The sequence below is a fragment of the Sphaerothrix gracilis Ecp01 genome (genome assembly GCF_030405905.1).
GTDB lineage: Bacteria > Cyanobacteriota > Cyanobacteriia > Phormidesmidales > Phormidesmidaceae > Sphaerothrix > Sphaerothrix gracilis.
In genome coordinates this window covers 219706-241183 of sequence record NZ_JASATW010000004.1, presented here as the reverse complement: position 1 = coordinate 241183, position 21478 = coordinate 219706, and the positions used below count along the sequence as shown (strand labels likewise).

16 protein-coding genes are annotated in these 21478 nt (G+C 52.9%); 5 read left to right on the top strand and 11 right to left on the bottom strand.

The genetic code is table 11. The features are described from left to right. Positions 1-53: 53 nt before the first annotated feature. The 5 genes from QJQ48_RS06140 to QJQ48_RS06120 form a co-directional block, all read right to left on the bottom strand. The gene (locus tag QJQ48_RS06140) at positions 54-638 is read right to left on the bottom strand and encodes a hypothetical protein (protein ID WP_346290322.1); all 585 of its coding nucleotides are present in this window, start codon (positions 636-638) and stop codon (positions 54-56) included. 109 nt (positions 639-747) lie between these two features. Then, a complete protein-coding gene (locus QJQ48_RS06135) occupies positions 748-1515 on the bottom strand; it encodes a hypothetical protein (protein WP_346290321.1) in 768 nt (255 codons plus the stop codon). Between the two features lie 109 nt (positions 1516-1624). Then, positions 1625-2327, bottom strand: a protein-coding gene (locus QJQ48_RS06130; protein ID WP_346290320.1) for an IS1 family transposase whose coding sequence is annotated in 2 segments (ribosomal slippage) — positions 1625-1997 and positions 1996-2327 — 705 coding nt in all. Because the reading frame shifts where the segments join, the coding sequence is not laid out codon by codon here. Positions 2328-2542: 215 nt separating this feature from the next. After that, on the bottom strand, positions 2543-4630 hold the full coding sequence (locus QJQ48_RS06125) for a cytochrome-c peroxidase (RefSeq protein WP_346290319.1): 2088 nt from the start codon (positions 4628-4630) through the stop codon (positions 2543-2545). An 834-nt stretch (positions 4631-5464) separates the two neighbouring features. Further along, positions 5465-7105 (bottom strand): CocE/NonD family hydrolase, encoded by a 1641-nt coding sequence (locus tag QJQ48_RS06120; protein WP_346290318.1) that lies wholly within the window; start codon positions 7103-7105, stop codon positions 5465-5467. Between the two features lie 544 nt (positions 7106-7649). Here QJQ48_RS06120 and rsgA point away from each other — a divergent pair. Continuing rightward, a complete protein-coding gene (gene rsgA, locus QJQ48_RS06115; protein ID WP_346290317.1) occupies positions 7650-8708 on the top strand; it encodes a ribosome small subunit-dependent GTPase A in 1059 nt (352 codons plus the stop codon). 92 nt (positions 8709-8800) lie between these two features. Here rsgA and QJQ48_RS06110 read toward each other — a convergent pair whose 3' ends face one another. Together QJQ48_RS06110 and rpsF are read right to left on the bottom strand one after the other, a co-directional pair. After that, entirely contained in the window at positions 8801-9349 is a 549-nt protein-coding gene (locus QJQ48_RS06110) for an Npun_F5560 family protein (RefSeq protein WP_346290316.1), read from the bottom strand. Between the two features lie 222 nt (positions 9350-9571). Further along, a complete protein-coding gene (gene rpsF / locus QJQ48_RS06105) occupies positions 9572-9901 on the bottom strand; it encodes a 30S ribosomal protein S6 (RefSeq protein WP_346290315.1) in 330 nt (109 codons plus the stop codon). A gap of 142 nt (positions 9902-10043) precedes the next feature. On the opposite strand from rpsF, the gene QJQ48_RS06100 reads away from it, so the two are divergent. Both QJQ48_RS06100 and dnaX read left to right on the top strand, forming a co-directional pair. Then, positions 10044-10859: a fumarylacetoacetate hydrolase family protein gene (locus QJQ48_RS06100; protein ID WP_346290314.1), complete on the top strand. Its 816-nt coding sequence runs from the start codon at positions 10044-10046 to the stop codon at positions 10857-10859. A gap of 18 nt (positions 10860-10877) precedes the next feature. Continuing rightward, positions 10878-14123: a DNA polymerase III subunit gamma/tau gene (dnaX, locus tag QJQ48_RS06095; RefSeq protein WP_346290313.1), complete on the top strand. Its 3246-nt coding sequence runs from the start codon at positions 10878-10880 to the stop codon at positions 14121-14123. On the opposite strand, the gene QJQ48_RS06090 is transcribed toward dnaX, so the two are convergent. From QJQ48_RS06090 to pds, 3 genes are all read right to left on the bottom strand, one after another. Continuing rightward, on the bottom strand, positions 14120-14473 hold the full coding sequence (locus QJQ48_RS06090) for a phenylpyruvate tautomerase MIF-related protein (RefSeq protein ID WP_346290312.1): 354 nt from the start codon (positions 14471-14473) through the stop codon (positions 14120-14122). The two genes, dnaX and QJQ48_RS06090, sit on opposite strands and share 4 nt — an antisense overlap. A 38-nt stretch (positions 14474-14511) precedes the next feature. After that, the gene (gene crtB / locus QJQ48_RS06085) at positions 14512-15444 is read right to left on the bottom strand and encodes a 15-cis-phytoene synthase CrtB (RefSeq protein ID WP_346290311.1); all 933 of its coding nucleotides are present in this window, start codon (positions 15442-15444) and stop codon (positions 14512-14514) included. A 132-nt stretch (positions 15445-15576) separates the two neighbouring features. Beyond that, positions 15577-17001: a 15-cis-phytoene desaturase gene (gene pds / locus QJQ48_RS06080; RefSeq protein ID WP_346290310.1), complete on the bottom strand. Its 1425-nt coding sequence runs from the start codon at positions 16999-17001 to the stop codon at positions 15577-15579. 291 nt (positions 17002-17292) lie between these two features. Between pds and glyA the strand changes: the two genes are divergently transcribed. Together glyA and QJQ48_RS06070 are read left to right on the top strand one after the other, a co-directional pair. After that, entirely contained in the window at positions 17293-18576 is a 1284-nt protein-coding gene (gene glyA / locus QJQ48_RS06075) for a serine hydroxymethyltransferase (protein ID WP_346290309.1), read from the top strand. 208 nt (positions 18577-18784) lie between these two features. Then, positions 18785-19846 carry a glycosyltransferase family 4 protein gene (locus tag QJQ48_RS06070; RefSeq protein ID WP_346290308.1) on the top strand — a complete coding sequence of 354 codons (1062 nt, stop codon included), beginning with the start codon at positions 18785-18787 and terminating at the stop codon, positions 19844-19846. Here the strand turns inward: QJQ48_RS06070 and QJQ48_RS06065 are convergent. Beyond that, on the bottom strand, positions 19840-21456 hold the full coding sequence (locus QJQ48_RS06065; RefSeq protein WP_346290307.1) for an ArnT family glycosyltransferase: 1617 nt from the start codon (positions 21454-21456) through the stop codon (positions 19840-19842). The two genes, QJQ48_RS06070 and QJQ48_RS06065, sit on opposite strands and share 7 nt — an antisense overlap. Positions 21457-21478 lie beyond the last annotated feature (22 nt).

Below are 21478 nucleotides of genomic sequence, written 5' to 3'. Positions count from 1 at the left end.
TGATGTAACTGTGCCTCAGCCCTACTCTGGAGCTGAGGCTTTTTTTGTCAGACTCACCGTTCACAAAGGGAAAGGCGACTCTGACAGCGGCGAGAGCCTTGGCGGCGATCGCCAGAGAGCAAATTCCCCCGTCGAGGCAGCGTGATGCTAGCCACCGGGGGAGCAGCCGATGCCGTAACGTTTTGTTGCTGAATCTGAGATTGCAGCCCCTGAATTTCTCGATTCCAGTCAAACCCATTAGAGGTTGTCGAAAAATTACTGACTGCCGACTCTGTTGGGGGCAACGAGGGAGTAGCCAGCACCTGCTCACAGCCTTCGGCCAGGGCTGAGCGCATCTGGAGACGATGATGGTAAATCCACTGCTGGCGATCGCGTAAAAGCTGCGATCGCTCTAGCGCCGAAAGATCCGCCGTTAACAGCAAAGCCGATGCTGTTTGAATAGCAGCTTCCCAGTTCTGTAAACAAACTGCCTGCTGAATTTGCCAGCGATAATCTGGCGCGACAGCACCAGGATTGAGAAACTCTTCTGGGGAAGGGCGGGCGCTTACGGGCAGAGCGCGGATGCCAATAGCGATCGCGGCTCCAACCACGTAGAGGCAGAGCGCAATGACCGGGGGGCGATATGGGATAAGCTGCATAGCTCTGTTGAACTTGACTAGTGGCAAATTTTTGTAAGCTACAGGGCGATCGCGGTTGTACGTGGAAGAACGATCTCTCAGACTTCCTCCACGTACTGTCTATGACCGATTAGAGGTTGACGTTTACTCGCGGATTTCGCTGTCCTGGCACGCGCATAATTACCCGGATGCGGTTGGGACAAGTTTCTACATCTTCGCGGAAACGATATTCACCAAACTGAGGTGATCCTTCTTCATCAGGTTCAGCTTGGGTACTGCCAAAGTTGGTGCGGGTGTCGAGATTGCGCACCACAATCGTATTATTGGCATTGCCGCTAGGCACATAAGCGCCGCCACGTACTTCAATACGACCACCGGGATCGCAGCGCACTCGCAGTACAGAAACCTGAGGCTGATCGGGATTGCTAGCTGGCGGAATGGGACCGTCAACCTCAGCGGTGTGAACATACAACGTACCGCCAGCAAAGTAACCCTCAACACCACCAAACTCACCACCTTGGACATCAGCCGGATCGATCTCAAAGCCGAATGAATTAATTGCTGTGCTAGGAATGCGGGAATCGGTTAAGAACACCACAGGCACATCTAGAATGGTTGACAATCCTGGGCCAACCGTGCCGAGGACGACGTTTTCTGCCGGTTCTACGAAAACATCGTCAGCAATAATGGCGTTTGGATCATTGGGATCAGGTGTACCGATCACGATGGCAGTACCGCCTTCAAACCCATCTCGGTTGCGACCGGGCAGTCTCGGTAAAGCGTTGAGATCTTCAAAAGATAGCTCTGCCGTAGGCGAATTAATGGGAGTTCCTTCAGGAACCTTAATCGTGATATTCATCACCCTCAGTTCTCGCTGATTGACTCGCACATTCTGCAAAGGGCCTTCTATTTCACTGATTACAGGCTCTACCTGAGCTGAAGCAGGGATCAGTCCTACTGTAACAGCAGAGATTAGAGCAGTCCCTAAAGCTGTTGGCGTTGCTGAATCAAGAGATGAATCTTGGAGGCACTGGAACATCGTCAAACTTGAGGTAGTGAAGTAACAATCGGACAGAGTGAGCCAGCATGTCTACGGACTTCGAGTAACAAAGCGTTTTGCGATGCAGCCGAGCCAGATAGTGCCGCAATCGGGTGTTTTCGCCTTCCACTCGAGTCATGTAGGTCTTGCAGACAATCTGATCGCCATCAGGAATGAAGGTTGGATAGACTGACCAGCCATCAGTGACGTAGAAATAGCAGTTCCAGCCAGCCACGATTTGCCAGAGTGGAGCAAAGGTTTCAGCACTATGGTCACCCAGGACCCACCCTAAAATCCCCTTTTTGAAATGGTCAACAGCCGTCCACAGCCAAATTTTGTTTTTTTGAGCCTACAAAGGTTTCCAATTCGTCGAGTTCGCCGACCTCTGGGGTTGTTTGAGGGTCGTAAGCCTCTGGAAGGCGTTGGCCTACTTGCTTGACCCAGGTAATCACGGTCGTATGATGAACTCCTTTGACTCGCTCGATGGCCCTGAAGCCAGAACCGTTGAGATACATCTTGAGACATTCGCCTCTGACGTCATCTGAGTAGCCTCGGTGAGGTTCGTAGGTGTCGATGAACTGACGACCGCAGGCGACGCAGATGTGATTTTGCTTACCTTTTCTCTTACCGTTCTTACGGATGTGAGTGGCTCCGCACTCTGGACATTGCATCGCAGATTCCCTCTAATTCATCTTTTAATTATGCAACGCCAAGCTGTTTTGATGATGTTCATTGTGTTTCCTCAATTGAAACGTGAAGCGTTACCGTTCAAGACTCTGGAGTAAAAGTTTGAAAGCTAGCGGTGGGGAATTGATCTCCGATAGGTTCCGAGATCAATTCCCACTTGGGTTCAAGCAACAGAACTCTATAGCTTTTTGACTCAGCGCTACTGACAGATATAGCCACCGGGTAGCGCAACGTAGGTAGTGCCGGCTGGGCAGTTGGCATCTTGCGGACTGATGCCGCCGCCTAGCGGCGAAGGATCTACCGTTGGTTCAATAGTGGCTGATGTCCGCACCGGAATGGGCTGATTGAGGAAGTTGGGACTGCCTGTCCAACCGTTCTTGCCCACTGCTGGCAGCACGACCTTGCGATCTTCAGCCTGACCGTCGCCATCGTTATCTTTGACGGCACTTTCATTCCCCCGCTGACCATTAGGCAAGGGCAGTTCTGGGTGATCAAAGGGGGCGCGATCGTATATCACCCGTTCGTCTGTGAGAGCTTCCATGAAGGCCACCAGATCCTTCTTCTCGCGATTGGTAAGCCCTAAGCGCTCAATGTCAGGATCGCGATCGCGGTTGTTTCTGAAGTCACCGCCGCGGTTGTAGAAATCAACTACCTGCTCTAGAGTGAGCTGCCCGCCATTATGGAAGTAAGGGGCGGTAAGAGCAATGTTACGCAGACCCGGCGTTTTGAAAGCACCATTGACAGCGGTGCGCTCATTGGGCCGCAGCCGCCTAGTGGGAGCTGGATCTTCACCTGGTACAACCGGGAAAGGCCGTCCTTGCTGCTGTTCTAGCTTAGTCATTGACAAAGGATTACCAAAGGGATCTTTGCCCCCCACCCCTAGGTCTTCCGTCGTCGGACGCACCCCGATGTTGTAGAAACCGTTGTCATAGACCGCAACGCGATCGTTAGCCATCACCATCCGTTCTAAAGGCTGGTTCTTGACATTGGCGACAGAGGCTTTAGTCAGTTCTGGTCCGGCATGGCAGCTAATGCACTTACCCTTGGTTTCAAACACTTCCATACCGCGAATCTCGCTGCGGGTGAGGGCGCTGCTGTCGCCGGCAAGATAGCGATCGACAGGGGTGTCATCTGAAATCAGCGTCGCTTCATAGGCTTGTACGGCCAAGCCAAAGAAGAGTGAGAAGTTGAACTCCATTTGAGAGAATTCATTGGGGGCGGCCTGATTGAGCGGCTTACCGTCTACGAAAGTGATATCGCCTTCATCATTCAAGGCCACTAATGTGTCACTGTTCCACCACTTGTTACGGAAAGCATCCCGGATGAGGCGGCGATAGTTGACGTTTAGGCCATTTTTAAGCTCCCTGCTGATAGGCCCCAGCACGCTATCATCAGAGGCTACAGCTTGCTTCGCCAGAGGTCGCAGACTGAGCATTCGAGTGGCGGCTTTGGCGCGGCGCTTACGAGCACGGCGGCCAATATCAGAAAAGGTGCGGCCTTCGGCAGACATTTCAAAAGCGCTGATTGGCGGACCAACGGCCTGAGAAGCCAAGGAAGAATTGTTGAGGCTAATCTGAGTTGGTTCCAGCTCTCCTTCACGCGATCGCTTCAGCACGACTGCACTAGAATCGCGCTTACCAAAGGGATTTACGCCGTTGAAATTCTCTTGAGCGCGGCCATCCCAAAAGTTACGGAAATTGAAAACTGCATTAATCACGCTCGGCGTATTGCGCGGTTCAACCTTGCGCACATTGATGCCATGAATGTTAAACACCTCATCCGGTTCGGGGGTAGACTCTCCCGTCTGCTGATCAAAGATGCTGTTGTGTACCCCTTGCGAAGAGGCGACATCATTGGTATCTGCTAGGACTGTAGAACCGCGTCGATTAGGATTAGATAGCTTGTGGAAAGGAAAGTCACGGGGCTTGAGCTGATAGTTCAGCCCGCCGAGCTGAACTGTCGTATCAGGATTTTCAACAAATTCCCCGTCTTCCCTAGTTTCATCTGTACGAGCCACCTGGAGCAGTCCTGGACTGAGCTGATTACGGGAACGGTTGTCAGCTCCGGCATGAAAGTGGCAGCTAGCGCAGGAAGTTTTGCCATCTGAACCAATTTGGATATCCCAGAATAAGGCTTTTCCTAGCCTCACTAGGGCCTCTTCGTTCTTCACAAAATTCCTGAGGTTACTGGGTTTAGGAACAACTGCGTGACTAAGTGGCTGTAGAGAATCGGTTTCTATCTGGGCTGAAGCCGCTTGCCCAGCAGCAATTACAGCAATAATAAGCATTGCGACAGACAGAGTTCGCTGAATCCGAAACCGTCGCCTTAGCAAATTCTTAAAGGCTACAAACGAGGGTGTTCCCAGTCCCCCCAATTTGGGAACTAATTTTTGAAAGAAGCGTCTAGAAGGAGTAGTCGCCCATAAGATCCCTATCGCTAGAGGGATGCCCGCTGACGCTACGAGAATATAATTAGGCATGAGATTGAGTTACTGACTCAATATGAGGCAGCATCTTAACGACAGTTGAGCTAGCAGAAGGTTCAGTCGAAGAAGGATGTTTGGCAGGCTTTTCCCCAAAAGCCAACCAACTCAGCCCATAAATGTGTGAGCTACAAATTCAAAGGCTGAAGCTTTCAGATTTGACTTTGTAGAGGCTTAGCAGGTTTCCCCAAACTTGCTAAGCCCTTTCAATATCTGAAACTGCTTCATTTTGAAGTGACTAATTTCAAGCAGTTTGCTAAAAACCTCCAAGTCTTGTTGTTTTTCCAAGTCGGATTTAATCCTATCCGAATACGGTTGAATCTGAAAAGCTCTAAGGAGAGCTGATTGCGATTCCTGAAAAGGTGTTTGATACTGCGACGATCAATTCCTGAAGTCTGTAAGTATCTCAGTGATTACCGTATGGATAAGTATAAGCTTCCATAATCGGATAATCTTGCTTGCTTAATATTTTTTTTAATCTGTGTTCTCTAATACAGCTAAAGCCTTGATATTGCAGGCTTCAGAGGGTCATAAACCATATAGCTGCACCATTTTTTGTGAAGCTAAAGTGAACGCTGGCTAAAGATATTGTGAAGCGTTTTTGCAATAAAAGATTAAGTCAAGATTGCCTGACTTGGGCTAGACTTCAAAACTTGCTAGCTGAATCTTGGAATCGCGCTCACCGCCAGAGGCGATCGCTAGCGTTATCATCTGCGACTCAATCAGACGGCTTGCGCCTGCTGTGGCCCCAGTACCTGGATTGACGGCATAGGCAGGGAAGCAGGCAGCGCTCAGGCTCAGGCGCAAAGCATTTCCGGCAGGAATACAAAAGCAGGTGGGCTGAAGAACTAGCCTGCATGTTTGCGGCAGGGTCAAGTTCGTCTCAGCCGACTCAAAGCGGCCATAGCCCTGAGTCAGGTTATAAACCTGTCCTAAAGCATCTACCTCAGACAAAATGGCGCAAAGATCAAAGCTGGGAGCATCCACGGCGCAGTGAATCTCGGCTACGACCTCGCCAACAACGTGCAGGTCTGAATTTAGAGTCGGCGTGGTGTAAGTCAGAACATCGCTGCGGTTATCTATCAGCGATCGCTCAAAAGAGCCAGCCGGAATGCCAGCATGACCGCCCAGAGAAGGCACCGGACGCCAAGGATCATGCACAATGACGTCTGTGACTGACTCAGTCAGGCTATTACCCTCAACTAGCTGCCCATCATCCTCACGCATTCCGGCCAGACCGCTGCTGCTGAGGTAAAAAGTCGCTTCCTTACCTCCAGGCCAAGCGGCAAACTGACGCCACCGATTTGTTCCCATTTCAAATAGACAAACGGGTGCTTCCGCCAGCAGCCCAGTCTCTTCACCCTTTAAAAAGTGATTAAACCAGCGAATTTGCAGACGATCGATGGGACTAGCGGCAGCGGGGCCAAAGTCGCGATCGCCCGCGATGCGTCCCCAGGGAATATGTCCCCAAGGACCAACCCAAAAGTGCTGAGGCGCTCTGTCCTGCATCGCCTGAAACAGACGCACATCTCCCCGCAAATAGGGGTCAAACCAGCCGCCTACGTGCAGCATAGGCAGTTTAACCGCTGCAAGCTGGGGCTTCAGTCCTGCCCAGTAGGCATCAGGCTGGGGGTGATCTAGCCAGTCGTGGAAAAAGGAGTCTGGGGCCAGCTCTGAGAGGATTTGCGGTCGGGCAGGCAGCGTCTCGTTCAGGGGTAAGTTGCGAGCGGCGGCATACAGCTTTTGGTAAGCTGCTGCTTCACCGCGCAGCCGCGCCGTTTCTGCCGCTAGCTGCAGCGCCCAGCCTAACCCTGCTTGTAAGCACAGTGCCCCATTTTCATAGGCCCAGTCGGCATAGAGGTCGTAGCCTACCATTGCCGGGGCGATCGCTTTGAGTGCAGGCGGCTTGGCCGCAGCCGCGTAGAGCTGGGTCATGCCCTGGTAGGAAAAGCCATACATACCCACCTGTCCGGTGCTGCCGGGAAGCTGCGCTGCCCAGTTTACCGTGTCTTCCCCATCAGCCACTTCAGTCGCAAACAGGCGAAACTCGCCCTCTGAAGTGCCGCGTCCGCGCACGTCCTGAATCACCACAATGTAACCCTGAGCGGCGTACCAGATGGGATGGGCATAGACCACGGTAGAGGCGATCGCCCGTCCGTAGGGCTGTCGCATCAGCAAGACGGGAAACTCGCCCTCTGTGGCAGGTCTATAAACATCGGCATCTAAGCGAATGCGATCGCGGGTGGTCATCGACACCGTTTCTTTTTGTACTAGCAGCATGGCGGCTCACAACGAAATCTAGCAAAATGCTACAGCAGCACGGGTCACGGTTGACCCCAGAGCTTTTACCACCTATGCTCTTTCATTAAGCTGTCGTACATGGCAGCCCACTCTCGCAGAACTCGAAAACCTTGGCGGTGCCTGTAGGTGTTCTCAGCACCCACAGACACCTCATCCCCAAACTGTACAGGCAGTCTGGAGACTTTGCTTAGGGTAAGTCATCTACTGCCGCACAACTTCACCACTAAGCAGTTGGGAGCTTTTAGGAAGTGCTCCCAGACTTATCCATCACTCTTCGGATGCTTCCTGTTTCCAGCAACGTGAACTTTAGTAGTGAAAATAAGCAATTCTAAAAACAAAAGCTAGACTGGGGACAATAAGCTTTTACTTCAACCCGGGAGGTGACGTTTTATGGCTGAGTCGGTAAAGATTTCCATCAACTCCACCCTCCGGGCAAGGTCAGAGCGCGGCGTCTCTCCAGCTTTTAGCTAGACCCCTCTGTAAACCTTGCTCCACATAAGGTTTAACTGAGGAAAATTTTCCAATGACATTGCAACAATTTGGTTGGTGCGATCGCTTAGCGCAGGTATTTAGCGCGATCGCCCCTCCAGGCTTTGCTGCTGGCAGAGTTCTAGTTGAGCAGCGACAGCGTTACCAGCTCGTCACTCTTCAGGGTGAAATCGCCGCTGTCGTGAGCGGTAAATTTCGTCATCAGGCGGCTCAGCTCCAGGATTTTCCTGCCGTAGGTGACTGGGTCGTGATTCAGCCTGACACGACACCCGCCATTATCCACAACCTCCTGCCCCGTCAGAGTCAGGTTGTGCGCAAAGTGGCAGGCAGCAAAACTGAAGCTCAGGTCGTTGCTGCCAATATTGATACCGTATTTATCGTCTCTGGCCTAGACGATGACTTTAACTTGCGCCGGATTGAACGCTACCTCACGCTCACCTGGGAGAGCGGCACCAGTCCAGTGATTCTGCTCAACAAAGCTGATGTCTGCGATCGCCTGGACAAAAAGCTAGCGGCAGTCGAGGCGATCGCCTTTGGCGTACCCGTCATTTATCTGAGTGCCCTGAAAAATCAGGGGATAGATTCCCTGAATCCCTTTTTGCAACCCGGCAAAACCGTGGCGCTGATTGGCTCCTCCGGTGTCGGCAAATCTACCTTGACCAATCAGCTTTTAGGCCATGCGGCTCAACCCACTCAGGCCGTCCGGGTCGGTGACAGTCGCGGTCGTCATACCACTAGCCACCGCCAACTTTGGCAGCTACCGACGGGGGCACTGCTGATTGATACCCCTGGCCTGCGAGAAATTCAGCTTTGGGCTTCAGAAGATAGCGTCCAGGAAACCTTTGCTGACATTGAAGCGATCGCCGCTAACTGTCACTTTCGCGACTGCCAACACCAGCAAGAACCAGGCTGTGCTGTACAGCAGGCTCTAACGACCGGAGATCTGAGCGCTCATCGCTTAGCCAGCTACCAAAAGCTGCAGCGTGAACAAGCCTACCTGGCTCGACGACAAGATCAGCAGATTCAGCACAACTCCAAAGCCCGCTGGAAACAGATAAACAAGGCGATGCGGCAGCATCACAAGCGCCAATAGCCAAAGAGGCCAGGATAGACCAATGGCTGTGTCTATTCTGGCCTCACATATGAACTAAGTTAGATGCCTGCCGGATAAGCACGCCTGTCTGACTAAACGCTGCCGAAAGAAGGCATCGAAGCCGACTGAGAAACATCAAAACTGGGCAAATCCAAGCGCTGGCTGCGGCGGGTACGCACCGCTAGCCGATAGCTGACGCTTTGCAGCTCTGCCTGGAGCTGGCGATTTTCCTGCTGCACTTTGGCGACTTTTTCTTTAACCAACTGCATCCGATCGGCAAACTTTTGGCGGTAAACCTTAGGCAGCTCTTGCACGACCTGCTCCAGCATCCGTGAGCGATCGGTTAGTTCCTGCACGGTTTGCCGAAGCTGGTAGATTTCGCTATCGCGATCTTCGATTTGACCTTGATAAAAAGCAACCTGCTGCTCTACACCCTGAAGCTGTTCCCGCAATGCCCGTACTTCTGCCTGGTGCTGCTCTGACATTTCAGCACTGGGCATGAAGTTAGCATTGCCTTTAACCAGCCGAAATAGTTCTTGAGAGAGCTGTTGAACAAGCTGATCGCGCATTTGCAGCTCAGCCTGCAGCTGGGCAATTTCTTGCTGGTTCTCGGAGAGATTGAGATGAGCAAACTGAGTCACAGGGCAACTCCATTTTTTGGAACTATCATAAAGGCAACTTTATCAATTAGCCAACTTTATTACTTAAGTCGCTATCCTAGCCCCACTAAAGGCTAGTTATTCATGACCTGGCTTCTATATGTAATGGCTAGCTGAGATTATAGAAATGGTACTTTAGAAAACTTATTCTTTGGCTAGCCGCCAGCCGCACTCGCCGCTGAGCGGCTGGCGACGAATGCGCCGTTACTCTTCGACCGCTTCGGCTAGTTCTTCCTCATCCACCGGAATGTCCTGCTTTACGGTGAGATAGCGAATCACTTCTTCGCTCAGACGCATAGCCCGCTCTAGGGGAGCAATGATGTTGCCAGGCCCCTGGTAGTTCATCTGAATGTAAATGCCTTCACGATGATCTTGAATTTCATAGGCCAGCCGTCGCTTGCCGCGATGCTGGGTTTCTAAAATTTCAGCTCCTTGCTCTTGGGCAATTGACTGATATTTGTGAATTTCCTGATCGATGGCCTCGTCATTGAGGTCAGGACGCAGGATATACATGGTTTCATACATATAGCTCATCGCTAAAGCTCCTTATGGACAAAAATGGCCTTTTCATGTGACAAGGATTGACAGAGCTAAAAAAAGCGGCGATCGCCGCTGTCTCTAAACCTTGGTGTGAAAGGCAAGGCTTTACAATCATAGCAAGAACTCACCAAATAACATGGCGCAACGTTACGTTCGAGTGCAATCCCAGGGGGGACAGCTACACTATGGCCTGCTGCAGCCTGATCAGAGCGTTCAGGTGTTAGATGCACCACCTTGGCTGACCGGACAGTTAACTGACTTACAGCTTGCGGCTGAGAACTATGTTGTTTTGGCTCCCTGTGCGCCTTCTAAAATTGTGGCGGTAGGCAAAAACTATGCTGAACATGCAGCCGAAATGGGCGGCGATGTACCGAAAGAACCGCTTTTATTCATCAAACCTTCAACGGCAATTATTGCGGCGGGTTCGGCTATCTTGATGCCGAGCTGTTCGCAGCAGATAGACTACGAGGGTGAGCTAGCTTTGGTGATTGGCGATCGCTGCCTAGATTGCACCCCTGAAATGGCCCAGTCTAAGATTTGGGGCTATACGATTGCTAACGATGTCACGGCTCGCGATTTGCAGCGGCGAGACGGGCAGTGGACTCGGGCTAAGAGCTTTGACACCTTTTGTCCTTTGGGGCCTTGGATTGTGCGGGAGCTGAGTCCTGGCGCTAGGATCCAGACTTTTCTCAACGAGGATGCTGAACCAGTCCAGTCGGCTTCGCTGGGCGATATGGTGTTCTCGCCGGAGGTGCTGGTCGCTTACATCAGCCAGATTATGACGCTGCTGCCGGGGGATGTGATTCTCACTGGTACACCGGCCGGGACAGGGCCGATTCAAACGGGCGATCGCGTTCGGATTGAGATTGAAGGCATTGGCTCACTGACGAACGAAGCGCAGCGACGGCCCGCGATGGCGCTGCCTCAGGCAGTGGGGGCTGACGGCGGATAGACAAGCTATCGTAGAGTTATGCCTTACGAACCGCTCCACCATAAATATCGGCCACAGACGTTTGCTCAGCTTGTGGGACAGGAGGCGATCGCCACGACATTGAGCAATGCGCTGCAGCAAAACCGGATTGCCCCTGCCTATTTATTTAGCGGCCCTAGAGGAACGGGTAAAACGTCGAGTGCCCGCATTTTAGCTAAGTCTCTAAACTGCTCAAGCACCGAGCAGCCGACACCAGAACCCTGCGGCACCTGTGAGGTCTGCCGGGCGATCGCCAACGGCTCAGCCCTTGACATTATCGAAATTGATGCGGCTAGCAACACCGGGGTTGATAATATTCGTGAAATTATCGAACGCGCCCAGTTCGCCCCCGTTCAATGTCGTCACAAAGTTTACGTGATTGATGAGTGCATCACCGGTGATGCTCTGGTAATGACCGACGAGGGATTGTTGAGAATTGATGATCCATCTTTGCAGGGTAAACAGGCCCTCAGCTATAACGAAACCTCAGCTCAGTGGCAGTATAAGCCCATCCTGCGATGGCTTGATCAGGGTGTGCGTCCTATTTTGGAAATCGAGACAACGCAGCGTAAGATCAGATGTACTGAAAATCATTTGATTCGGACTGCGAGCGGATGGATAGCAGCCAGAGACGTAAAAGAAAAAACCAAGATACTATCTCCTGCGCCTGCGGATGCGGTACCTCTATTTACAAGTGGGGAACCGATGGCCGCCTCCGCCGTTTTGCCAAAGGACATCAGCTTAAAGGCAACTCCTACGGCAGAAAGCAGTACGACCCTAAGCTCATTTTGGAACAAGCAGAGTTGTTGCGTCCCTTTTGTCAGTGTGGATGCGGTAGAAAACTGGACATTCCTCAGTTCTTACAGCAAAAAGGCAAAGGTCTTCAAAGCATTCAATCCTATTGGAACAGACACCCCTATAAACGAGGACACGGAACTTGGGAGCTTCGAACTCAGAAACTTGTCGCTCAAACAGGCTGCCTATCGACTGAAGAGCTGGGCCTTATCTATGGGACGCTTTTGGGAGATGGTTCGATTACCTATCCCAATAAGCACAGCAGATTTCCGCGACTGGCATGGACTCACGGACAAAAGCAGCAGTCATGGCTGGAGTATAAAGCCTCCCGACTGGGTGTTTTACAGCCCAAGCTTTCAATTAGTCCCAATCGTGGATATGGCAGCATGTCAATCTGTTGCCGAACAGTCTGTCATCCAAAGCTTTCAGAGGTCTACACCACAGTCAGACCTGCTAGAGGACAAAAGAAAGTTTCTAAGAAATGGCTCTCACAAGTCTCTCCAGAAGGACTGGCCTGGTGGTACATGGATGACGGTTCTCTCAGCCTTAGTCCAGAAGGAAGCCCTCAAATTCAGTTTCACACTGAGGGATATTCTGACGCAGAAAATCAGCTCATGGTTGAGTGGCTTACAGATATGGGCTATGCAGCAAAGCTTCGCTCTTACAGAAGAGCCAGAAGCTGCAAGAAATACTGCTATCTTGCCTTGGGAGCTAAAGCAGCTAGAAAATGGCTCTCGGACTTACAAAAATACTCAATTTCCTCAATGGACTACAAGTTTGGAGGAGGTCGTATCTGTTCGCCACGTTGGGAGTGAACGGGTATATGACATTGAGGTTGAGGGAAATCACAACTTTGTAGCCAACGGCTTGTTAGTTCACAACTGCCATATGCTCAGCACGGCAGCGTTTAATGCCTTGCTGAAGACGCTGGAGGAGCCGCCTGCGCATGTGGTGTTTGTGCTGGCAACTACCGATCCGCAGCGGGTGCTGCCAACGATTATTTCGCGCTGTCAGCGATTTGACTTTCGCCGGATCCCCCTAGAGGCCATGATCACCCATTTGGGGGCGATCGCCCGTGAGGAAAATATCGATATTGCTGAGGAAGCAATCCGCCTGGTGGCTCAAATTTCCCAGGGGGGACTGCGAGATGCAGAGAGTCTGCTAGATCAGCTTAGCTTGCTGGCCGGACAGGTGACGGTTGAGCGGGTTTGGGATTTGGTGGGGGCAGTGCCTGAGCGGGACTTGCTAGGGCTGGTGCAGGCGATCGCCGCCGATGAAGCCGCTGCCGTTTTAGAACAGGCAAGACATCTGATGGATCGGGGCCGAGAACCCACCATTGTGCTGCAAAGTCTAGCTGGGTTCTACCGTGACCTGCTGATTGCAAAGACGGCAGGCGATCGCTCAGATTTAGTCGCCGTGACCGCCTCCACCTGGGCTGAGATGCAGTCTTTTGTGGCAGCGGTTGATTTACCCCTGCTATTAACCGGACAGCAGCACCTGAGGCAGGCCGAGCTACAGGTACGCAACACCACTCAGCCACGACTGTGGTTGGAGGTGACGCTGCTGGGGTTGCTGCCCTCGGCTCAGCAAATACCTGCCGCGGCGATCGCGCCCGCGAAGCCTCCTGCCCGCCCCGCATCAGCCCAGCCGCCAGCAGCGCCGCCCCCAGCCGCCGCTCAGGCGCCAACGGCAACTCCCACACCTGTCAAAACGCCTGCTGCCGCGCCTGCGCCTACCGCCGAACCTGCAGCGAGGGAACCCGCCGCTGCTCAAGCTCCCGAACCGGTCGCCGCCACCAATGCCAATCTGACTGCTACCTGGCAGGCCGTCATCGAGGCGGTTGAGTCAAACGCGACGAAGATACTGCTGAAGCAGTGGGGCTGCTTGCTTAAGGTTGGAGTCGATCAGGCCGAAATCGGTATTGCTGAGCGCTGGCTGAAGCGTACGAAAGAGGAGCGCCAGTCTATGCTAGAGCAGGCTTTTGCCAAAGTTCAGGGGAGAGCCGTAATCGTCAAATTGACCGCTGTTTCCGCAGAGGCGATTAAAGCGTTTCAGCAGCAGTCACAGCAAGCCGGACGAACAGCGATCGCTCCCTCCGCTCACACAGCGGCCAAGGTAGCGCCATCGGCCCCCACTGCTGCGGCTCAGCCCATGAAAACTGCGCCGGAAGTCATTGCGCCCGCCGATCTCGCGCCGCCAGAAACCGCCGTCAAAGCCCAGCTGCCTACCGATCCGGTTCAAAATGGTTCACCCGACAGCACCATTCCCCTAGCGCCTGCCCCGGCGAGCTGGCAGCCTGAGAGCGATCTCGATCGGGCGGTTAAAAGTTTTGCCCAGTTTTTCAATGGTCAGGTCGTTAGCCTAGACAGTGCTGAAATAACAGACAGCAGCAGAAATAACGGCAAAACGGCCCAGTCTCCATCAGGCTCAGATCGAGAAGTGCCCTTTTAGCCAAATGTCGTCCCGTTCCAGCCCCACATCGCCCCCTGAGCATCGGCGAACTCGATATAAGTGCGATTTTTGGGGACACCTAGCGACTGCTCTACCTTCTCGCAGAAAGCCTGGCTCATAGCGGAGGTTTTGGCAGCCCCCATCGTCCCGACGCTTTTGATCTCGACGTAGCACACCGGATCGGTAGTGCCGCCAAACGTCATGGGCACGTTGCCCTCAAAAGCAGTCATGATGTAGGACTCTGGCTTGCCGATATGCTGGGCTAGACTAGCCGAAAGCTCTTTCAGCATGGCTTCTAGTTCAGGCTGATTGGGGGTGTCGACAGAGGTTTGAACTTTAATCAGCGGCATGGGGTTGCAGTTGTGATCGACAGCAGTTGATTTAATCTCTAAAGCACTCTGGCCCGGAGCAAAGCCGTGGGCAGACAGCGCATTTTTCTCAGGGTTGGCACATAGGCTCGCTGGTTGAAGACATCGTACTGATTCTCTTCAATCACGTCTAAGATTTCGCGGTACAGCATCAGAGCCGCCCAAACGGGCCAGCGACCATCTGGACTGAGGACGCTGATCCCCTTTTCGGCTTCAGCGTAATACTTACGAGCGCGGCGAATTTGAAACTGCATCAGCGATCGCCAGCGATCGTCAATCACGCCGTTGAATAAATCTTCTTCAGTGTAGTCAAATAGCTGCAAATCTTCTAAGGGCAGATAAATCCGGCCCCGCCGCGCATCTTCACCAATGTCACGCAGAATATTGGTGAGCTGATTGGCAATGCCCAAAGCGACAGCCTCATCGGCGGGATAGGGAGCAGCCTGCTGGTTGGCGGCCCAGGGCGCAGAGTGATAGCTAGGATCGACCCCCATAACGGCAGTAGACATCAGCCCGACCGTTCCAGCAACCCGGTAGCAGTAGAGGTGCAGTTCCTCAAAGGTTTCGTAGCGGGAGCGATAGAGATCCATGCGCTGGCCGGCAATCATATCCCGGTAGGGCTGAATGTCTTGAGGAAACTTGGTCAGCGTGTCTACCAGTGCCACATCGGCATCTTCAACGGGATGACCCGCAAAAATAGATTCTAGCTGGGCTTCCCAGCGGTCTAGGGTTTCTTCAGTGGTAAAGCGTGCTTGCGGCCCGTCCACCAGCTCATCGGTACGACGGCACCAAACGTAAATCGCCCAGATTGCCTTTCGCTTGGCTGCCTGCATTAGCAGCGTCCCTAAGTAAAAGGTCTTTGAGTATTCAGCGGTAATTTGACGGCAAAGCTCATAGGCTTCCGCAAGGGAAGTGAGCGATCGCCGAGAGGGAGATTCAGAAAGTTGCAGCATCAATATCCCAAGCAGGAGAATGGACAGTGTTGCAATCAGCTACCAGCACTGGCAATAGCTAACAAAATCAAGGAATCTGGCGCAACTGTCAACACGGATGAGGTATCAGCATGAGCGCAAGTGCTGCCGTCATTAGCTGCCTAGAGGCTGCAGTTCTGGTTTGACGCCCTCTCCAGGAGCGGCTTGCTGGTTTTGGGCGATCGCCTGTGCCGCAAGCTTACCCGAAAGCACAGCACCCTCCATGCTGCCTAGATAACGCTGCATGGTATAGCTGCCTGCCAAGTAAAAATTGGCAATGGGAGTCTCTTGAGAAGGCCGATGGGCCTGTCGCCCAGGGATTGCTTTGTAGACCGATCGGGGGGTTTTCACCACCTGATACTTCAATAGTTTAGCCGGATTCTCGTCGCCAAAATGCTGGGGGAAAAGATTCTGTAGCTCTTTCAGCGTGGCTTCAACAATTTCGGCATCGCTGCGCTCGATCCAGTCCTGGGCTGGAGCCAGCACCAGTTCTAACATTGAGCGATCGGGGTTGGCGTACTCGCGGCAGGTATTGCTCATGTCGGCATAGACGCTGAGCAGGTCAGAGCGGGAGAACAAGAGCTGATCGATGTCAGTCAGTTTGCGATCGAACCACAGATGCAGGTTGATCACAGGAACGCCCTCTAGCCCCTCTAGCTTTTGGAAAAAGGGCATCGGTTTCCACTCGGCGGGCAGCAGCACCTTCATCACGTCTACCGAAACGGCCCCAACATAGATGTCGGCAGTGATGATTTCATCGCTAGCGCCATTCAGCCCCCGAATGGCAAAGCCTTTCACCGTATTGTCTTCATTGAGTAAAATCTGCTTCAGCGGCTTCTGCAAATGCACTTCACCGCCGCGCTCGGTCACATAGTCCACAATGGGCTGACACAGTCTTTCCGGCGGCGAACCATCAAGGAAAGCAATTTTGGATCCATAGCGCTCCTGCAAAAAGCGGTTGAGCGCCGTCAGCGGAATGGTGGCCGAAACTTCGTCGGGATTGATGAAGGTAAGGGCTTTTGAAGCAGCAATAAAGATGTCGGTATTGACCTGCTCGTCTACGCCCTGCCGCCGCAGCCACTCCAGCAGAGAGTACTGATCCATGTCCTCAACATATTTTTGGCCGCGAATAATCGCAGGCAGCAGCCCTACGGCAAAACGCAGCTTTTGATTCCACGTCAGCATGTCATTGTTTCGCAGAATTGACGTGATGACATTGATCGGCGCAGGAATATCTGGCACGTCGAAGCGTGAGAGTACTCCTGGCTTATTGGGCTGATTGAAGATTAGCGTGTGTTCTTTCCACTGCAGCCGATCTTCAATGCCTAGCTCCTTCAAGAACTGCAGCATATTGGGATAAGCCCCAAAAAAGGCGTGAAGGCCGGTTTCATACCAGTCCCCATCTTCATCTTGCCAAGCGGCAACTAACCCTCCTAAAACATCTCGGCTCTCTAGTAAAACAGGCGTATGTCCAGCATCTACTAGGTATTTTGCACAGGCAAGACCTGCAAGACCTGCTCCAGCGATCGCAACGCGCATGAACTGCTTAACCCCTTCTGCGGCTTCACTTTGACTTCATACATATCCTCTTATTATGTTGCAAAGCGTTACATTTCGCTAGCGTACTGACTCAAAAGACCTCTGCTGGCCCTCGTCAAGCGGCTAGGATAGAGATATCATAGGAAGCTCTGCAAAATCGCTAGAAATAATGAGGATGTCAGTTGGCTCTGAGTAGGCGCAGCAGCCAGTTAGCGGTTAGAAAACAAGGGCCGCAGATGCAGTGGCCACTGCCAAGCAAGCTTGATAACGGTTGGAATAGGGGATTAGTTCGTGCAACAAACTAACTTTGACTTTTTGGTTCAGTCAGATCCGGCGATCGCTCAAATTGTGCAGCGCGAGCTGCAGCGTCAGCAGGCTCACTTAGAGCTGATCGCCAGCGAAAACTTTACGTCTGCGGCAGTGATGGCCGCCCAAGGCTCAGTGCTGACCAACAAGTACGCCGAGGGCCTGCCCGGTAAGCGCTATTACGGCGGCTGTCAGTTCATTGATGAGGCGGAAACCTTAGCGATCGATCGGGCTAAGGAGCTGTTTGGTGCGGCCCATGTCAACGTTCAGCCCCACTCAGGGGCTCAGGCCAACTTTGCCGTCTTTTTAGCGCTGCTCAAGCCGGGCGATACCATCATGGGCATGGATTTATCCCACGGAGGACACCTAACCCACGGTTCTCCTGTGAACGTGTCGGGCAAGTGGTTTGAGGTGCAGCACTATGGCGTCAGCCCTGACACCGAGCAGCTTGACTATGACCAGATTCGAGCACTGGCGCTGCAGCATAAGCCCAAGCTGATCATCTGCGGCTACTCAGCCTATCCCCGCACTATTCACTTTGATAAGTTTCGGGCGATCGCGGATGAGGTGGGTGCCTACCTGCTGGCTGATATTGCCCATATTGCGGGCTTAGTTGCGACAGGGCATCATCCCAACCCTATTCCTCACTGTGATGTGGTCACTACCACAACCCACAAAACCCTGCGCGGCCCGCGCGGCGGCCTGATTTTGACCCGCGATGCTGACTTGGGCAAAAAGTTTGACAAGGCAGTTTTTCCCGGCAGCCAGGGCGGCCCCTTAGAGCACGTAATTGCGGCTAAAGCAGTGGCCTTCGGCGAAGCGCTGCGCTCAGACTTCAAGGCGTATTCGGCCCAGGTAATTGAAAATGCTCAGGCAATGGCGGCTCAGCTACAGCAGCGCGGTTGCAAAATTGTCTCTGGCGGCACGGACAACCATCTGGCCCTCGTTGATCTGCGCTCAGTGGGCATGACGGGTAAGCGGGCCGATCAGCTCGTTAGCGAAGTCAATATTACGGCCAACAAAAATACGGTGCCGTTTGACCCAGAATCTCCCTTCGTTACCAGCGGTCTGCGTCTTGGCTCCCCGGCGATGACCACGCGGGGCCTCAAGGCAGTTGAGTTTACAGAGATTGCTGACATTATTGCCAATCGTCTGCTTGCCCCCGAGGATGAATCAGTCACTCAGGACTGCCGGCAGCGGGTAGCTCAGCTTTGCGATCGCTTTCCCCTCTATCCCCACTTAACCGGGCGGGTTCCGGCACTGACCTAATTTTCAGCAGCCCAGAACTTGCAAATCCACGGTTCTTTAATAGAATCCATGCAAATAACCTATGTCAGTCCCGTTTTCACGGTTTACAATCTGTCATACGTTTGCATGGATTTTTTGGTAGATAACGGTTGAGTTAAGCGATCGCATTCCTGTACACTCTGGCTGACTCCTGTAAGCTGCATAAGCCCTTCTCTTAAAAAGCCGTCAGATGCACTCCCAGCTGTATCATCTCTTAGCCTTTGTAATCTCTGCTATTGTCGTTTTGCTTGTAACGCCTATCGTCAAGCGAATTGGCCTGAAAAGTGGACGAGTTGATTTACCTGGAGGTCGAAAGGTTCACAGTCAGCCAATGGTTCGTCTGGGGGGGATTTCTATTTTTGTAGGCACCCTGGTGGCGCTACTGACTGTTTGGGGTACGGGAGGATTTATTGATTCTGTCGGACAGCCCCTCAGCCCTACCCACGAGTACGAAATATGGGGCGTCACAATCGGCGGACTGGCCTTTTTCCTGATTGGGCTAATGGATGACCTGTTTGGGCTTTCTGCCTTGAGCCGCCTTTTGATGCAGGCTGTGGTGGCTACTTTAGCTTGGCATGTGGGAGTCAGTATTGATTTTCTGACAGTGCCCTCAATGGGATTAGTATCTCTGCCCGTTTGGGTCAGCCTGCCCGTCACGATTGTTTGGCTGGTGGGCATGGCGAACGCCATCAACTGGATTGACGGTTTAGATGGTTTAGCGGCGGGGGTTTCGGGCATTGCAGCCGTGATCATGCTGATTGTCAGCTTATTTATGAATCAGCCAGCGGCAGCGCTGATCGCTGCCGCTGTCGCCGGTGGCGCTTTGGGCTTTTTGCGCTACAACTTCAATCCGGCCCAGATATTTATGGGAGATGGGGGAGCCTATTTTATGGGCTTTACCCTAGCTGGCGTAGGGGTGATTGGCTTAGTTAAGAGCGTGACGACAGCAGCCGTCTTTCTGCCCTATTTGATTTTGGCCGTACCTATTTTAGATATGTCAGCGGTAATTTTTAACCGGGTGCTGAGCGGCAGTTCTCCCTTCGTGGCTGACAAGCGCCACCTGCATCACCGGCTACTAAACGCGGGGCTGTCTCATCGCCTGACCGTATTGTTCATTTATGTGCTGACGCTGTGGGTTGGCAGTTTGGCCTTGGCTTTTTCAGGCATGCCCAGCGGCGGGGCCTATGCCATTGGAGCCACGGTTTTGCTCAGCTATACGGGCTGGAAAGTAAGACGGCTCTCGCGTCAGTAGGGATAGGCATAGGGCTGAGTTAGCGGCTGAGCGCTAAAGATGCGAAAGGTGGCTGTCACCGCGCCGCCGCGCCGAATCGAGAGAGAATCAACTTCTGCTATCGTGCCAAAATAAGGGCGATAGCGAGCGAGGGTTTCTGACGGCTGATAAAACGTATCGCTGGTGATAAATAGGGCAGTCTTACCTAGCCACTCGGCTGAGTCATACCAAAAAGCATAGCCGCGCGGATCTTGAGAAAATACGGTTACAGGAACGGCGGTCAAGGGCCGAATTGCCATATCGATATAGCCTGCCAGAAAAAAGTCGTTGGTAAAAATAAAGTCTGTCTCCTCTAAGGCGAGCGCCAGGGCTGAAGACGCTTGAAAAGCCTGACTCAGCGATCGCGTGTCAATCATCGCCGTGGTCGGATCCTGCTGCGGTTCAATTAGACCGCCAAATAGGGCGTACTGGCCCGGTTTCTGTAAAAGGCCGAAGGCGACATGCAGCAAAATAATCAGCAGCAGGCTAGCTGCAACGAGGCCAGTGCCCGCTAGCCAGCGCCACCGTGTTTTTGACTGCCAGTGACTGGCCCATTCCGCCAGCAAAATTGTCATGCCCCAAAATCCCGGTGCCGGCCAGCCCGGTAAAATTGGCTGCGCTCCGCCCAGTAGGGTAAAGCCTAAAATAATCGGCAGAGAAACCCAGAGGACGAAGGCTCTCTTATCTAGCAGCGATCGCTCAATTGCAGGATTTTGCCAAAACTGCTGGCGCTGCTGCCACAGCGATCGCCCAGCCACCCACCACAGCGGCAGCCCTACAGTTGGGAACAAATAGCCAACTTCCATCAGCCAGACGCCTAGCAAAGCCAGCAGAGAATAGCTGCCGGAGCTGGAATTCTCAAATCGCATTCCTAGCTGGAACCGAAACGAAATCCAGTCGTGCTGCCAGTTCCAAAACCAGAGGGGAAAGAGGGTAGCAGCAAACAGGGCTAAAGCCACTATTAGCCAAGGGGACAGCAGGGCTTTGCGGTAAGACCCATGACACAGACAAAAGCCAACGAGTCCTAGCCCCAGCACAAAGCCATGATATTTGCCCAAGCAGGTCAGTCCCAGCAAAACGCCCACAGCGGCAATGCGCCAGCTAGGGCGGTAAGCAACCGCGCGATCGCCCACTGTCGGGAAAAATTCTGCTGCCGCCAGGGAGAGGGTCGCTGTCCAAAAAAAAATCAGCGGATTTTCTGGCGAGGTGAGCATGCCAAAGCCGATGGTAAATAGAGGCGTCACCGTGGCGATCGCCAGGCTCAGCAGTCCTACGCGCGGATTAAAAAGCCGCTTAGCCGTGAGGTAGAGCAAACCAAGGCTGACCGTATACAGCAGCAGCGCCCCGCAGCGAATTGTGAAGGGAGAAATAATGCCTGTAAGCTGCCAGCCCAGCCGCGTTGTCAGTGCTACCAGTAAAGGATGATCAAAGTAGCTCCAGCTCAGGTGACGGCTATAAACGTAGTAGTAAGCTTCATCAAAGCCCGGAAATAGCAGATAGGCGCAGACCCCGCGAAAGAGTAAGCCGCCCAGCAGTAAATAGGCCAAATTTGCCGTCAATTGGCCTGGTTTTTGCCCATGAAAAGCCTTCATAGAGGCATAGTACAGCAGAGAA